Annotated in this window: 12 protein-coding genes; 5 read left to right on the forward strand and 7 right to left on the reverse strand. The window is 33.1% G+C overall.

Annotated elements, in window-relative coordinates; genetic code table 11:
• Together RM697_RS13230 and RM697_RS13235 are read right to left on the reverse strand one after the other, a co-directional pair.
• On the reverse strand, positions 1-2,722 hold a 2,722-nt coding region (locus RM697_RS13230), incomplete at its 3' end, for a PKD domain-containing protein (protein ID WP_311428380.1).
• 11 nt (positions 2,723-2,733) lie between these two features.
• Positions 2,734-3,201: a hypothetical protein gene (locus RM697_RS13235; protein WP_311428381.1), complete on the reverse strand. Its 468-nt coding sequence runs from the start codon at positions 3,199-3,201 to the stop codon at positions 2,734-2,736.
• A gap of 177 nt (positions 3,202-3,378) precedes the next feature.
• Here RM697_RS13235 and folE point away from each other — a divergent pair, with 177 nt between their 5' ends.
• The 5 genes from folE (at position 3,379) to RM697_RS13260 (ending at position 7,212) form a co-directional block, all read left to right on the forward strand.
• Complete coding sequence (gene folE, locus RM697_RS13240) at positions 3,379-4,050, forward strand: GTP cyclohydrolase I FolE (RefSeq protein WP_311428382.1); 672 nt, start codon at positions 3,379-3,381, stop codon at positions 4,048-4,050.
• Positions 4,051-4,110: 60 nt separating this feature from the next.
• Positions 4,111-5,592, forward strand: a complete 1,482-nt coding sequence (cysS, locus tag RM697_RS13245; RefSeq protein ID WP_311428383.1) for a cysteine--tRNA ligase — start codon at positions 4,111-4,113, stop codon at positions 5,590-5,592.
• A gap of 2 nt (positions 5,593-5,594) precedes the next feature.
• Positions 5,595-5,828 (forward strand): membrane protein insertion efficiency factor YidD, encoded by a 234-nt coding sequence (gene yidD / locus RM697_RS13250; protein ID WP_311428384.1) that lies wholly within the window; start codon positions 5,595-5,597, stop codon positions 5,826-5,828.
• 63 nt (positions 5,829-5,891) lie between these two features.
• Positions 5,892-6,719 (forward strand): prolipoprotein diacylglyceryl transferase, encoded by an 828-nt coding sequence (gene lgt, locus RM697_RS13255; RefSeq protein ID WP_311428385.1) that lies wholly within the window; start codon positions 5,892-5,894, stop codon positions 6,717-6,719.
• A 1-nt stretch (position 6,720) separates the two neighbouring features.
• Entirely contained in the window at positions 6,721-7,212 is a 492-nt protein-coding gene (locus tag RM697_RS13260; RefSeq protein ID WP_311428386.1) for a DUF192 domain-containing protein, read from the forward strand.
• Between the two features lie 90 nt (positions 7,213-7,302).
• Here RM697_RS13260 and secDF read toward each other — a convergent pair whose 3' ends face one another.
• The 5 genes from secDF to RM697_RS13285 all read right to left on the reverse strand — a co-directional run bounded on the left by secDF (position 7,303) and on the right by RM697_RS13285 (position 13,924).
• Positions 7,303-10,323: a protein translocase subunit SecDF gene (gene secDF, locus RM697_RS13265; protein WP_311428387.1), complete on the reverse strand. Its 3,021-nt coding sequence runs from the start codon at positions 10,321-10,323 to the stop codon at positions 7,303-7,305.
• A 208-nt stretch (positions 10,324-10,531) separates the two neighbouring features.
• On the reverse strand, positions 10,532-11,158 hold the full coding sequence (locus tag RM697_RS13270) for a hypothetical protein (RefSeq protein WP_311428388.1): 627 nt from the start codon (positions 11,156-11,158) through the stop codon (positions 10,532-10,534).
• A gap of 99 nt (positions 11,159-11,257) precedes the next feature.
• Entirely contained in the window at positions 11,258-11,920 is a 663-nt protein-coding gene (locus RM697_RS13275; protein ID WP_311428389.1) for a DUF4412 domain-containing protein, read from the reverse strand.
• Between the two features lie 16 nt (positions 11,921-11,936).
• Positions 11,937-12,863 (reverse strand): malate dehydrogenase, encoded by a 927-nt coding sequence (mdh, locus tag RM697_RS13280; protein ID WP_311428390.1) that lies wholly within the window; start codon positions 12,861-12,863, stop codon positions 11,937-11,939.
• A gap of 80 nt (positions 12,864-12,943) precedes the next feature.
• Positions 12,944-13,924 carry a PLP-dependent cysteine synthase family protein gene (locus RM697_RS13285; RefSeq protein WP_311428391.1) on the reverse strand — a complete coding sequence of 327 codons (981 nt, stop codon included), beginning with the start codon at positions 13,922-13,924 and terminating at the stop codon, positions 12,944-12,946.
• Positions 13,925-13,995 lie beyond the last annotated feature (71 nt).

Consider the following 13,995-nt stretch of genomic DNA (forward strand, 5'->3'; position numbering starts at 1 on the left):
AGACTAATAATCCAAAATTAACACAACCTGTAACCGTATTTTCAACTTTAACAGTAATAATTTGAATATTTGGTGTAGTGTTCATGTAACCATCTGCTAAAGGGTTTGTTCCGTTTTGAGCATCTGTAATATTCTCATAATAAGTAACAATAACATCAGATTGACCATTAATGATTTCAACTGATTTATCTGAAAGATTAAATGACGTTAAACCATCTGGTGTTATATCATCACATGCCTCTAAAGGTGGAACATTAGTGGCTGTAGGAGCTGGATTAACTATTAATTGAAAAGAAATAGTTTCGTAGCAATTAGGATTAAGACCATCTTCAATTCTAACAAAAATGGTTTGAGGGTTAGAGGTATTAGTATAAAGGTTTGGTAGTGCTCCAGTATTTGTATCTGCATCAGATTGATCTAAATGATATGTTACATTTAATCCCATTTGAGCACCAACAATAATTGGAGTTTGAACGGATAAATCAAATTGTTCAAAACCATTATTACTAAAGTCGTCACAGTCTACTAAATCATCTGGCTGGACAGGAACAATACCAGAACCTACTTCTAAATTAGCAGTTCCTGTTCCGAAGCAATTAGGATTACCATCGTTTTGAATTCTAATAAAAATAGTTTGCGGATTAACTGTATTTGTAAAAAGAGGTCCTATTGCGTTAGTATTCATATTTGCATCATCTTGCGATGCATGATATGATACTGTAACTCCTGTTTGACCTCCAATAGCTTGAGCATCTAGCGTTGACAAATTAAACTCTGTGAATCCATCAAGTACAGCATCATCACATAAAAAATAATCAGTTACAGTATTTACTATTGGATTAGTAAAAAAAGTAACCTCAACCTCATCAGTTTCTGTACATCCAGAATCTGTAACCGAAACTAAATACGTACCAGAATCTGGCGAACTTACTGTTAAGGTTGGATTTGTTTCACCAGTTAAAGGAATACCATCTAAAAACCATTGATAGGTTGCTGTTGATGGCGGAACAGTAGCATCTAAAATTACATCAGCATCACCTTCACATAAATCTATATCATCACCTAAATCTACTGTAAACGGACTATCTGTTGTAACCGTTACATCGTCAGTTACTACAACTATATCACTATTACAATTAGTGTAAGTTACTCTGGCTGTATAAGTTGTAGATGGATCGGTTGGACATACTTGAAAATCTGGATTAGTACTTAATACTGCTCCTGTATCATCTAACCAAGCAAAATCTACAATACTAGGACCAGCTGGAGTAAAGCGCCATGCTTCTTCTGAAGTTGTCCAAGGCGAATCTGAAGTATTACGTCCAGGAGGAACAAAGGCTTGATTTCCTGCATCATTTTGTATACCAACCACTGCATTACCACTATTCCAAGAAGTACAGGTTGGCTTATTTTCTATATAAATATCTATAACATTTGTGGTCTCATAAAAAACAGCCATGTGAGTTGCTTCCAAGTTATTACAAGTCGTTGAGTACATAGGCACCTGATAAAAACTTACAGCTAATACTCTATTAGGTTCATCTCCAATAATTTCCCAAGCAATTTCTTCTACATTACTTGGAACTGGATCAATATCATGACAAGGTGTAAAAATGTTAGCCTCTGCTAAAGCTTCATCAGTATTATTAGGTAAATTGTCACTAAATCCAAAATCGTTAGAACCTATGCCTGTATCACCAGGATTTACATCAAACCTAATAACACCATTAGAACCAACTTGGAATTGTGTTTCAATACCATTGAAGAAACAAAAATCAAAAGGTAAATTTTCTACATTAGACCAAGCATCATCTTGATTTGGGTTTAGAGAATTGGTCAATCCATTGAAGGGAAATGGTGGTACAAAAGGAATTTGAGATATGTCATAGGTATTGGTTTCACCAATATCTAAAAACGTAGCTGATAAATCTACACAAGAACCAGCACAATCAATAGCAACATCATCTCCTGCATCTACAAATGGATTACCTGGAGTAGAGGCACCAACGATAACCGTAACATTTATATTGTTTGTACTTGAACATCCAAGTGGATTAGTATCAGTTATAGTTAATGTTACATTATATATACCATTAGCTGTATAAACATAGTTTACAGATTGGCCAGTAGTAGAATCACCATTTCCGAAATCCCATAAATAAGTAGCTCCTGTTCCGTCTACTGAAAACGTTCCACTACCATTAAATAAAATTGACTCTGCAACATCTGCATTAATTGTATTAGTTGTATCAGCTGCAGGAGTTGAGCTATCAAAATTAGCTACAATATTTTGACATGGTGTTACACAAGAAATTGTGGCTTCCCATCCAGTTGTCGTAGACATGGCATTAGATGAAAACTCGACGGTTAAACATCCAGAGGCGTTAGAATCTGAAGCTTGAACTAATCCTGGACCAGCTACACCCGAAAAACTACCTAATGGTGGCGCTGAAGTATCATCACCATCATATATAGTTATAACATCATTCATTAATTGAGTACTAAATACTGTAAAATCTAGTTGGATTTTATCTCCAACATTTTCTGGGCAAATAGTTGTTACTAAATTTTCGTTATCACCATAAGTACCAGAAGGTCCTCCAGAATCGTAAAATACACCAGAGCATTGGTTAAATGTTCCGTTTGTCATATTAATATCCTGAGCGTTTAAACTAAAAGACAAACAAGATAATAGTGCAAGAGTAAGTAAACGTTTTATCATGATCTTTTAGATTATTCGAATTGAGATTTAATAACTATTAAGTATTGCGTATTATCAACCCTTACTGTTGTAGATTCTTTAGAAAAAAACGCAAACTGATATTTTAAAGGGTTAAATGTTGTCTTGTTAAATGACAAATCTCGTTGAAGAGATAAATTAAAATTTCTATTAAGTGGCACAGAAGATAAATTCCTGAAACTCGATAACTTTTTTCCTGGTAATTCTAAAATTTCAACTCTATGTCTTAGGATGTTCTTTAGATCTTTTAATCGTTGAGGGTTATTGAGAATAAGTTTCTCAGTTTCTGTACCATACACCTCTTTAATCTGTTGTAATTCTTTAACTGTTAGTGGAGCATCTATATTATCTGCATAAACTACATGTTTGGAATGAGCTGCTTTTTTTTGAGTCTGTGCATATATAAAAGTGCTACAAGAAAAGAGCAGTATACAGACAGTAATTAGGGACTTCTTCATCATTAATTAGTCGTTAAAGTTGAATTTCGAAAATTAAGAAAATTTTAGCTTAACCACTGTTACTTTATCTAGGATAATAACAGTTCATCTATATAACATGTTAAATAACTAATCTCCTACCCTTTTATGCATTTTTTTATTGTGTATCTTTGCAGTCCATTTATTGTAAGCAAATCAACAATGAAGAACGATATAGAAGATTTTGACGCTATAGGGAACGATCATATAGGTACATCTAGTGATACACCTATACGAAAAGATGCTTTTAAACTTAGCACAGATGAAAAGATTGATATCATAAAAGATGATGTTCGTCATATCATGGAAACGCTTGGTTTAGATTTAACTGATGATAGTTTGAGTGGTACACCAAACCGAGTAGCTAAAATGTTTGTTAAAGAAATATTTGGTGGTCTACGTCCTGAGAAAAAACCTAAAGCTTCAACTTTTGAAAATAAGTATAAGTATGGCGAAATGCTTGTTGAAAAAAACATCACTGTATATTCAACTTGCGAACATCATTTATTACCAATTGTTGGTAAAGCACATGTAGCATACATCTCCAATGGTACTGTGGTTGGTCTATCTAAAATGAATCGTATTGTAGATTATTATGCTAAACGACCACAAGTTCAGGAAAGACTAACTATTCAAATCGTAAAAGAACTTCAAGATGTTTTAAACACTAAAGATGTTGCTTGTGTTGTAGATGCCAAACATTTATGTGTAAATTCTAGAGGAATCAGAGATGTTGCTAGTAGTACTGTAACTTCAGAATTTGGTGGCAAATTCAAAGAAAAAGAGACTCGCAGAGAATTTTTAGACTATATTAAACTAGATACAAAATTTTAGTTTGTTGATTCTTTTTTAGTTGATTAGATTTGTTACGATTTAAACGTCTAATTTAACACCATGCAAGCCTACCAAAATCAAGAGATTAAAATTTACAATTCCTTATCAGGTAAAAAGGAAGTCTTCAAACCTATTAACGATGGTTACGTTGGTATGTATTCCTGTGGACCTACGGTTTACAGTAATGTACATTTAGGTAACGTAAGGACGTTCATGTCTTTTGATATGATTTATCGTTACCTACTACACATAGGTTTTAAAGTGCGTTATGTTAGAAATATAACAGATGCTGGTCATCTTACTGATGATGCTGATACTGGAGAAGATAAAATTGCCAAAAAAGCACGCTTAGAAAAAATAGAGCCTATGGAGGTAGTACAGCGCTACACTGTAGATTTTCATAATATTCTAAATAAATTAAATTTTTTGCCTGTAAGTATAGAGCCAACAGCAACTGGTCATATCATAGAACAAATAGAAATTATTAAAACTATTATTGATAAAGGTTTAGCTTACGAAGTTAATGGCTCTGTATATTTTGACGTGTTAAAATACAATGAAACTAAAACCTATGGGATTTTAAGTAAACGTAACGTCGAAGACCTTATTCACAATACTAGAACATTAGATGGCCAGAGTGATAAAAAGAATCCACAAGATTTTGCACTCTGGAAAAAGGCTGAACCGCAACACATCATGAGATGGCCTTCGCCTTGGAGTGATGGTTTTCCTGGTTGGCATTTAGAGTGTACAGCAATGAGTACTAAATATTTAGGTGAGAAATTTGATATTCATGGTGGTGGAATGGATTTAAAATTTCCGCATCACGAATGTGAAATTGCTCAAGCCGAAGCATGTAACGATGAATCTCCTGTAAATTATTGGATGCATGCTAACATGCTTATTATGAACGGTAAAAAAATGGCGAAATCTACTGGAAATTTCATACTTCCTAATCAGATATTTTCAGGAGATAATGAACATATCACTAAGGCATTTGCACCAAGTGTGGCTCGTTTTTTTATGTTACAAGCTCACTACAGAAGCATCTTAGATTTCACCAATAACGGTTTACTAGCAAGTGAAAAAGGATTCCATAGATTAATGGATGCCATTAATAACATAGATAATCTTTCACCTTCAGAGGATTCATCATTAGATGTAGATGCTTGGAGACAAAAGTGTTACGATGCTATGAATGATGACTTTAACTCTCCAATCCTCATTGCACATTTGTTTGATGCATCAAAGTATATTAATCAAATTAAAGAAGGAAAAGCCACAATAACCAAATTACATTTAGAGCTACTAAAGACAACCATGCACCAATTTACTTTTGACGTTTTGGGTCTAGAAAATGTTTCTAAATCTGAAGTTGGTACAGACAAATTATCTAGCGCTGTTGACTTATTAATTAGATTAAGACAAGATGCTAGAGCTAATAAAGATTTCGCACTTTCGGATAAGATTAGAGATGAGCTTGCTGAAGCAGGAATTCATCTAAAAGATGGTAAAGACGGAACTTCTTTTTCAACCAATTAAATATGAAATCTCTAGTAATTGCACCTTTCTTATTTTTAATTAAGGTCTACCAAACATTACTATCACCTATATTACCAGCAACATGTAGATATCAACCAACGTGTTCTCACTATTCTGCTGAAGCTTTAAAGAAACATGGTTTACTTAAAGGTGGAAAATTAGCAGTTAAAAGAATTTTTAGTTGTCATCCATGGGGCGGAAAAGGTTTTGATCCTGTTCCTGATAAGGATGAATAAAATTTTCTTAATGCTTTTAAAGGTTCATCTTCAAAATAGTATATTTACTGCTTTCAAAATAACATGGTACACTTTTTAAAATTTGTTTGGGATCCTTCAAAAGGAATTGATTTAGGTTTTTTTACACTGCATTATTACAGTATGATGTGGATTGTTGCTTTTGTTATAGGTCTCTACATAATGAATAAAATTTATAAGAATGAAGAACAGACCAAAGAGTCTTTAGATTCGTTATTTATATATTCTGTTCTTGGTATTATGATTGGTGCTAGAATGGGACATGTTTTATTTTATCAACGCGAACTTTTTTCTGATGATTTCTTTAGTATTTTCTTACCATTTAGTTTTCAAGATGGATTTAGATTTACAGGATTTCAAGGATTAGCTAGTCATGGTGCAGCTATAGGTATGATTATTTCCATGTACCTCTACAATAAAAAGATATTAAAGAAAACCATCTTATGGATTTTGGACCGAGTTGTAGTTCCTGTGGCATTAGGTGCTGTCTTTGTCCGTTTAGGTAATTTTATTAATTCTGAAATTATTGGTAATAAAACCAATTCGGATTTTGGAGTTGTTTTCAAACAACTAAATGAAGATTTTGCACGTCATCCAGCTCAGTTATACGAAGCTGGTTGCTATATTGTTGTTTTCTTAATTTTACTCTTTACATATTGGAAAACTAAAAAAGCCAACCAAGAAGGATTTTTATTTGGATTCTTTTTAGTACTCTTATGGACTGTACGTTTCTTTGTTGAGTTTTTAAAAGAACCTCAAGGTGATGAATATATAACCATGTTTGGCCTCAATACAGGTCAGATGCTAAGTATTCCGTTTATTATTATCGGACTTTATTTTATGTTTGTTTATAAACCTAAGTCTAAAGCTTAATATGTCGTTGAGCAAGGCCATACTAACGTATTGCATGGTAGGATCTGTATTTTTCTACAGTTTTTCTTGTAAAGACGATAAACCAGTAAATGCAAAACCCTTAGAGGTGAAATTTAAAAAAGAAGGCCATTTACAACTTCTTAAAAACGATTCTATAATTACTTCTTTAGATATTGAAATTGCTGACGATGATTACCAAATTCAAACAGGGTTAATGTATCGTAGTAATATGGAAAACAACAGAGGTATGTTATTTATTTTTCCCAATGAACGCCCTCGAAGTTTCTATATGAAGAATACGAGAATTCCTTTAGACATTATCTATTTTGATACTAATAAAAAACTTGTGAGTATTCAAAAAGATGCTAAACCTTTTGACGAAACCTCTTTACCTTCTGATGGTATTGCACAATATGTACTCGAGGTAAATGCTGGCTTAACTGATGATTGGAATTTACAAGTTGGTGATCAATTTAGGTATAATAAATACTAGTAATTATTCTTTAACTAAAAAAGCTTTCTATTTAAAATAGAAAGCTTTTTTGTTTCTGAAATACATTCAGAATGATAATTATTTTGAAGTTTATGCTTCAGCTAATTCTTCTTCTTTTTTATCTTTTAATGATTCTGCAGCATCTCCTTTGCGAGCTGTATCGTACATAATTGGTGTGGCAATAAACATCGATGAGTATGTACCAACAATAACACCAACAATTAATCCAAATAAGAATCCTCTTAACGAATCTGCACCTAATAAAAACATGGCTAATAACACCACTAACGTAGTAAGCGATGTATTTAATGTTCTACTTAATGTGCTGTTTAGCGACGCATTAATGGTTCTGCCAAAATCCCAATTGGTATGTTCATTTAAGAATTCTCTAATTCTATCAAACACAACCACTGTATCATTTAAGGAGTAACCAATAACCGTTAATATTGCTGCTATAAAGGCTTGATCGATTTCCATACTAAATGGCATAAACTTCCATGTTAATGAGAAAATACCTAACACAATTAGTACATCATGAAATACTGCTGCAACTGCACCAAGAGAGAACTGCCATCTTTTAAATCTGAATAAGATATATAAGAATACAACTACTAATGATCCTAAAATTGCCCAAATTGATGACGTTTTAATATCATCTGCAATTGTTGGACTCACTTTACCAGACATCATCTTACCAACTTTAGCTTCACCAGATCCATCAACAAATTGTTCATAGGTCATGTTAGCAGGTAAAAATGATTTTAAAGATTCAAACAACATGGTTTGCACCTCTTCATCTGCCTCAACTGAATTCTCATCTACTTTATATTTAGTAGAAATCTTTAATTGATTATCTGCACCAATCGTTTTAACCTCAGCACTTCCGTAAGTAGTAGTTAAAATTGACTTTACTTCCTCAGTATCTACTGGGTTTTCAAATCGAACCTGATACGTTCTACCTCCAACAAAATCGATACCTTGATCTAATTTATTAGTAAATAAGGACACTAAACTAGCTGCAATTAATGCTAATGAAATGACGTAAGCAACTTTACGCTTCTTAAGGAAATTAATATTTACATTTTTAAATAAATTCTTAGTCATTGGTGTAGAGAAGTCTAACTTACCTCCTCTGTTAACATACCAATCCACTAATAATCTTGTAATAAATATTGCTGTAAATAGTGATGTAACAATACCAATTAATAATGTAGTAGCAAAACCTTTAATTGGTCCTGTACCAAACACAAATAATATAATTGCTGTTAAACCAGTAGTAATATTGGCATCTAAAATTGATGACAAGGCATTGGCAAAACCATCTTTAACGGATAGTTTTATATCTTTTCCTTTAGCAATTTCTTCTCGTATTCGTTCAAAAATAAGCACGTTAGCATCTACCGAAATACCTATGGTTAATACAATACCTGCAATACCTGGAAGGGTTAATACAGCACCTAATCCTGATAAAACACCAAAAATTAAAAGAATATTAAATAATAATGCTATATCTGCAAAACCACCTGCTTTTCCGTAATAGAAAATCATCCATATTAATACTAAACCTAATGCAATTAAGAATGACGTCATTCCGCTATCAATTGCTTCTTGTCCTAGAGAAGGACCAACTTCATCTGCTTGAACTATATCTGCAGAAGCAGGTAATTTACCAGCACGTAATACATTACCTAAATCAATAGCTTCGTTAAGTGTAAAGTTTCCTGAAATCTCAGAGTTACCTCCAGAGATTGGGCCTCTAGACACACCTGGAGCTGAATATACAATATCATCTAAAAGGATGGCAATATATCCTTGGGTCTCGTAAGCTGTCTTAGTCATTGCTTCCCAAACTTTAGCTCCTTTAGCATTCATTTGCATACTTACCGAAGGCTTACTATACTGGTCATAAGATTGACGAGCATCTGTGATTACAGCACCACTTAATTCAGGTTTTTGGTTTCTATCTCTTTTAATAGCATACAACTCTACAAACTCAGCATTAGCCTCCTCATTAAACGTTGGCTTACCAAAAGCAAATTTCACAAAACGTTGTTCTGCTGGTAATAAGTTTCTATTTTCATTTAATTTCTTAAGAACCTCTTCCTGATCCTTAGATTCGAAAACAGCAATAACTGGTCCTCCTCCAAATCCTGCAATTTTAAGTGGATTTATATCTTCTACTGACGTGGAATCTGAAGTAATCTGACCTGTTAAATCTTCAATTGTACTTTCTGTATCATTGTCATCAGCTTGTTCATCTGAAGTTGTTTCTGTAATTGTGTCTTCCTCTGTTGCTTCTTCTGCCTTTTTATCAGCAATGATCTTCTCTGTTACTGCTCCTAAATAACTTCCTATCTCATCAGCTTTATATACTTCCCAGAATTGTAATTGTGCTGTTTTAGTTATCAAATCTGTTGCACGCTTCTTATCTTTTACACCTGGCAATTCAATAAGAATACGACCAGAGTTTCCTAAGCGTTGAATGTTCGGTTGAGTTACACCAAACTGATCGATACGTTTACGTAATACCTCAAAGGCTGAAATTATAGCTTCATCTACTTTGGTACTAACCACACGTTTAACAGCGTTGTCATCCATATCTATGGTAACTTCTTCTGATAAATCTCTATTGGCAAAAATATCTGGAGATGCTAATTTTGTATCACCTTTAATAGCATCAAATGCAGTAAAAAATGATTCTACATAAGAATCTTGTGAGTTCTTCTGAAGCTCAGTTGCATCTGCTAGCGCTTTGTTAAATACAGGATCTGTACTATTATTAGCTAATCCTTTAAGGATATCTTTTACAGAGATTTCTATAATAGCATTAATACCACCTTTAAGGTCAAGACCAAGATTCATGGCGTTTTCCTTAACTTCTTTAAATGTAAAATTGTTTACACCTAAATCATAAACACCAACATTAGATAAAGAATCTAAATATTTTACTTCTGCTTGACTTCTTAATGCAGCATCGTCAGAAAAACGACTTTCGGCATAAGTCTTGGCTTCTTTTTCTACTTGGCTTGCTTTATACGTAAATGAAAGTTGGTATATACTTACAATTCCGAATAAAATGGCAAACAGTTTTACTAATCCTTTGTTTTGCATGTTATTTATTTTTGGGTTTGGCATCTTACTTTGTTACTTGTAAAAAGCATTAAAGTAAAATACTCTATTTTAATTTTTAAAACGCGCAAATATATAACTTACACGTAATTTAATCTTTGTTTTTAAACTTAATATTGTATCTAAGTGAGGGAAATAAACTAGTAAGTGATACTTTTAATTCTATACTATAGAATTGGCACTAGTTCTTTTATGAATTTCTCCTAGTAAAAGGTCCTGCTCTTACTTCTGGTATTTTATGCCTTGATCTATTATCGTTATTGGCATCGTCATTACCACTAACCTTACTGCGAAAATTTTCTGCAATAACTAATAGCTTTTCTTCTTGATAATGAGCAAATGGAAATACATTTTGACTAAACGTATAATCGTTTTTTGTAGTAGTCTCTAAAGCAAATTTACCTGCTTGCCCTTTTGAGTTATCTGTTTTTTGAATCTCATAAACATCTAGATTAAATGCTATGGTCTCATTATTATCGTTATGTTTTGAAGACGATTCATTAGTTAGTGAGTTAGTCTTGTTAAATTCATCAGATGTATTTAATGATTGCTTTACATCATTTACATTTTCGTCACTGTAATAGGCTATTTTTAAAAGACCTTGCTCTGTTGAATGTACATTAATATTTTTAGCACCTAAAGCTTGTAACTCTGATTTAAGTAGAACAATAATATTCTGAGTTTCCTGAGAGCTTATTGTTTCTTGAGTAAAACTAAGTGTAATCTCCTGATTTGGTACTACATTCTGTTGTTGGAAAACAACACCTGATAAGGCTATTCCAACAATTAAAATACTATAATACCATTTTGCTAACATGCGCCAAATATAAAAAAATAAAGTTTACTGAATTTATTGATGATTAGTAAACAAAAAAAGCAGCCTAGTAGACTGCTTTTAAATATATAATTTTAGAGCTTAATTCCCTGCAGGAACATCCATCTTTTTATATCCTTCAGGGACTGCAAGACTAAACATTTCATCAGATACAGACTCTTTATCTATAGCTGTTGCTTCAGTAGTTATTGTCATAGCCATGCCTTGTTGCGTCATGTTTATTTCCATGTATAATGGAAATCCTTTAAAGCCGTCACCAAACTTAGCTGCTTGATCTGAAATAATATCTAACTCCTCAGTGGTATACATCATCATATTCATTTCCATACCTTGCTCAGTCATTGTTACTTTATATGCTGTACATTTATAACCTAGAATCTCTTTAGTTTCAGTAGTTTTTTCTACTTTAATTTTACTAAGGTCTTCCTCAGATACGTTAAGGTCAGTTTCGTTATACATTTTACCCATCATTGGATTATCCATAAGTACAATACCTTTCTTAAGATCATTATCTACAATTGTGATATTACTACCTGTCATTGGGCTAGAAACTTCTGTTCTAGATTTATTACCTTTAAAATAGGTTGTTGTGGAAATATCACCTACCATAGCTAATTGAGCGTTCACTTGCTCATTATCGCTTGACATCGTTTGCTTTAAAGTTACTTTTCCTTCAGTAATTTTTTCTTGAGCTAAAGATGTTAAGCCTATAGCTAAAAATAGAATAAGTGCTAATTTTTTCATGTGTTTGTTTTTGTGTTTATAATTCTAATAATCCGTTTGTTTTTTGCACACCTGCTGCACTTTCAGACATGTGAGATTTTTCAGCATCGCTTAATTCAATATCAACGATTTTTTCAATTCCATTTCTGCCAAGTACTACTGGTACACCAATACAAAGGTCTGATAATCCATACTCACCATCTAAATATGTAGAACAAGGAAATATTTTTTTCTGGTCACAAGCTATAGCTTGTACTAGTCCGCTTACTGCAGCTCCTGGTGCATACCAAGCCGAAGTTCCTAATAATTTTGTGAGTGTTGCTCCACCAACTTTAGTATCTTCTTTAACTTGGTTTAATCTTTCATCAGAAATGAAAGCTGAAACTGGCACTGAGTTTCTTGTTGCTAATCGTGTTAATGGTACCATACCTTTATCACTGTGACCTCCAATAACCATGCCATCAACATCACTTATCGGTGCTCCTAAAGCTTCAGCTAATCTATATTTAAAGCGTGCTGAGTCTAAAGCACCTCCCATTCCTATAATTCTATGCTTAGGAAGATCAGTAGTTTTATGCACTAGGTAAGTCATTGTATCCATTGGATTACTGACAACTATAATAATTGTATTAGGAGAATGCTCAATAAGACTTGAAGATACTGATTTAACAATTCCAGCATTTATACCTATAAGTTCTTCTCGGGTCATTCCTGGTTTACGAGGAATACCTGAAGTAATAACGCAAATATCACTGTTAGCTGTTTTAGAATAATCACTTGTACTACCTGTAATTTTGGTATCAAATCCGTTGAGAGAAGCTGTTTGCATTAAATCCATGGCTTTACCTTCTGCATAACCTTCTTTGATATCTAATAACACAACTTCTGAAGCGAAGTCTTTAATAGCAATATACTCAGCGCAACTTGCACCTACAGCTCCTGCTCCAACTACTGTAATTTTCATGTATAATTTAGTTTAAAAAATTGACAAATAATAAATTGTAAAATTACGAATAATAACTAGTTTAAAGAAGTACATAACCACTAATCTATATAACCCATTTCTCGCATCCACTCATTATTAAACATTTTACCAACATAACGACTTCCATGATCATGGAATAATACCACAACGACATCATCTTTGGAGAAATATTCTTTTAATTGCAATACACCTTTTATGGCTGCTCCAGCAGAATTACCTAAAAACATCCCTTCTTCTTTAGCTAGTTTTTGGGTGTATACTGCAGCATCTTTATCTGTTACTTTGGTAAATCCATCTATAATCTTGAAATCTACATTTTCTGGTAGAATATCTTCACCTATCCCTTCAGTAACGTAAGGATAAATTTCATTTTCATCAAAAATTCCAGTTTCATGGTATTTTTTAAAAACACTTCCGTAAGTATCTATTCCCCAAATTTTAATGTTTGGGTTTTGCTCTTTAAGAAATTTACCAACTCCAGATATTGTACCTCCTGTTCCAACACCAACAACAAAATGCGTGACTTTTCCATCTGTCTGTTTCCAAATTTCTGGACCAGTACTTTGATAGTGTGCTATAGCATTACTAGGATTATCATACTGGTTTACATACCAAGAATTTGGTGTCTCATCACCTAATCGTTTAGATACTGAATAGTAACTCCTTGCGTCATCTGGAGCTACATCTGTAGGACAAACTATTACTTCTGCTCCAACAGCTTTTAAGATATCTACTTTTTCTTTAGATTGCTTGTCTGTAGTAACGAATATACATTTATAACCTTTAACCACTGCAGCTAGAGCCAAACCCATTCCTGTGTTACCAGATGTACCTTCTATGATTGTTCCTCCTGGTTTTAAACGACCATCAGCTTCTGCATCTTCAACCATTTTTAAGGCCATACGATCTTTAACCGAATTTCCTGGATTAAAGGTTTCGTATTTAGCTAATACCATACAAGGCAATTCTTCAGTAAGTTTATTAAGCTTTACAAGTGGTGTATTACCAATAGTTTCGAGAATATTTTTTGCGTATTCCATCTTCTTATTTTACTGGCGCAAAAGTAACTAATTTATAAAAGAAAACACTCAAAATCTCGTAAGACCTTGAG

Source organism: Microcosmobacter mediterraneus (genome assembly GCF_031846265.1).
In the GTDB taxonomy this organism is placed as follows: domain Bacteria; phylum Bacteroidota; class Bacteroidia; order Flavobacteriales; family Flavobacteriaceae; genus Microcosmobacter; species Microcosmobacter mediterraneus.

What these genes read in the sequence shown, in the direction of transcription:
- RM697_RS13260 (WP_311428386.1), top strand. Translation starts at nt 6,721, where the DNA reads ATGTCGTTGAGCAAGGCCATACTAACGTATTGCATGGTAGGATCTGTA.
- RM697_RS13285 (WP_311428391.1), bottom strand. Translation starts at nt 13,924, where the DNA reads ATGGAATACGCAAAAAATATTCTCGAAACTATTGGTAATACACCACTT.
- RM697_RS13275 (WP_311428389.1), bottom strand. Translation starts at nt 11,920, where the DNA reads ATGAAAAAATTAGCACTTATTCTATTTTTAGCTATAGGCTTAACATCT.
- cysS (WP_311428383.1), top strand. Translation starts at nt 4,111, where the DNA reads ATGCAAGCCTACCAAAATCAAGAGATTAAAATTTACAATTCCTTATCA.
- yidD (WP_311428384.1), top strand. Translation starts at nt 5,595, where the DNA reads ATGAAATCTCTAGTAATTGCACCTTTCTTATTTTTAATTAAGGTCTAC.
- RM697_RS13270 (WP_311428388.1), bottom strand. Translation starts at nt 11,158, where the DNA reads ATGTTAGCAAAATGGTATTATAGTATTTTAATTGTTGGAATAGCCTTA.
- secDF (WP_311428387.1), bottom strand. Translation starts at nt 10,323, where the DNA reads ATGCAAAACAAAGGATTAGTAAAACTGTTTGCCATTTTATTCGGAATT.
- lgt (WP_311428385.1), top strand. Translation starts at nt 5,892, where the DNA reads ATGGTACACTTTTTAAAATTTGTTTGGGATCCTTCAAAAGGAATTGAT.
- mdh (WP_311428390.1), bottom strand. Translation starts at nt 12,863, where the DNA reads ATGAAAATTACAGTAGTTGGAGCAGGAGCTGTAGGTGCAAGTTGCGCT.
- RM697_RS13235 (WP_311428381.1), bottom strand. Translation starts at nt 3,201, where the DNA reads ATGATGAAGAAGTCCCTAATTACTGTCTGTATACTGCTCTTTTCTTGT.
- folE (WP_311428382.1), top strand. Translation starts at nt 3,379, where the DNA reads ATGAAGAACGATATAGAAGATTTTGACGCTATAGGGAACGATCATATA.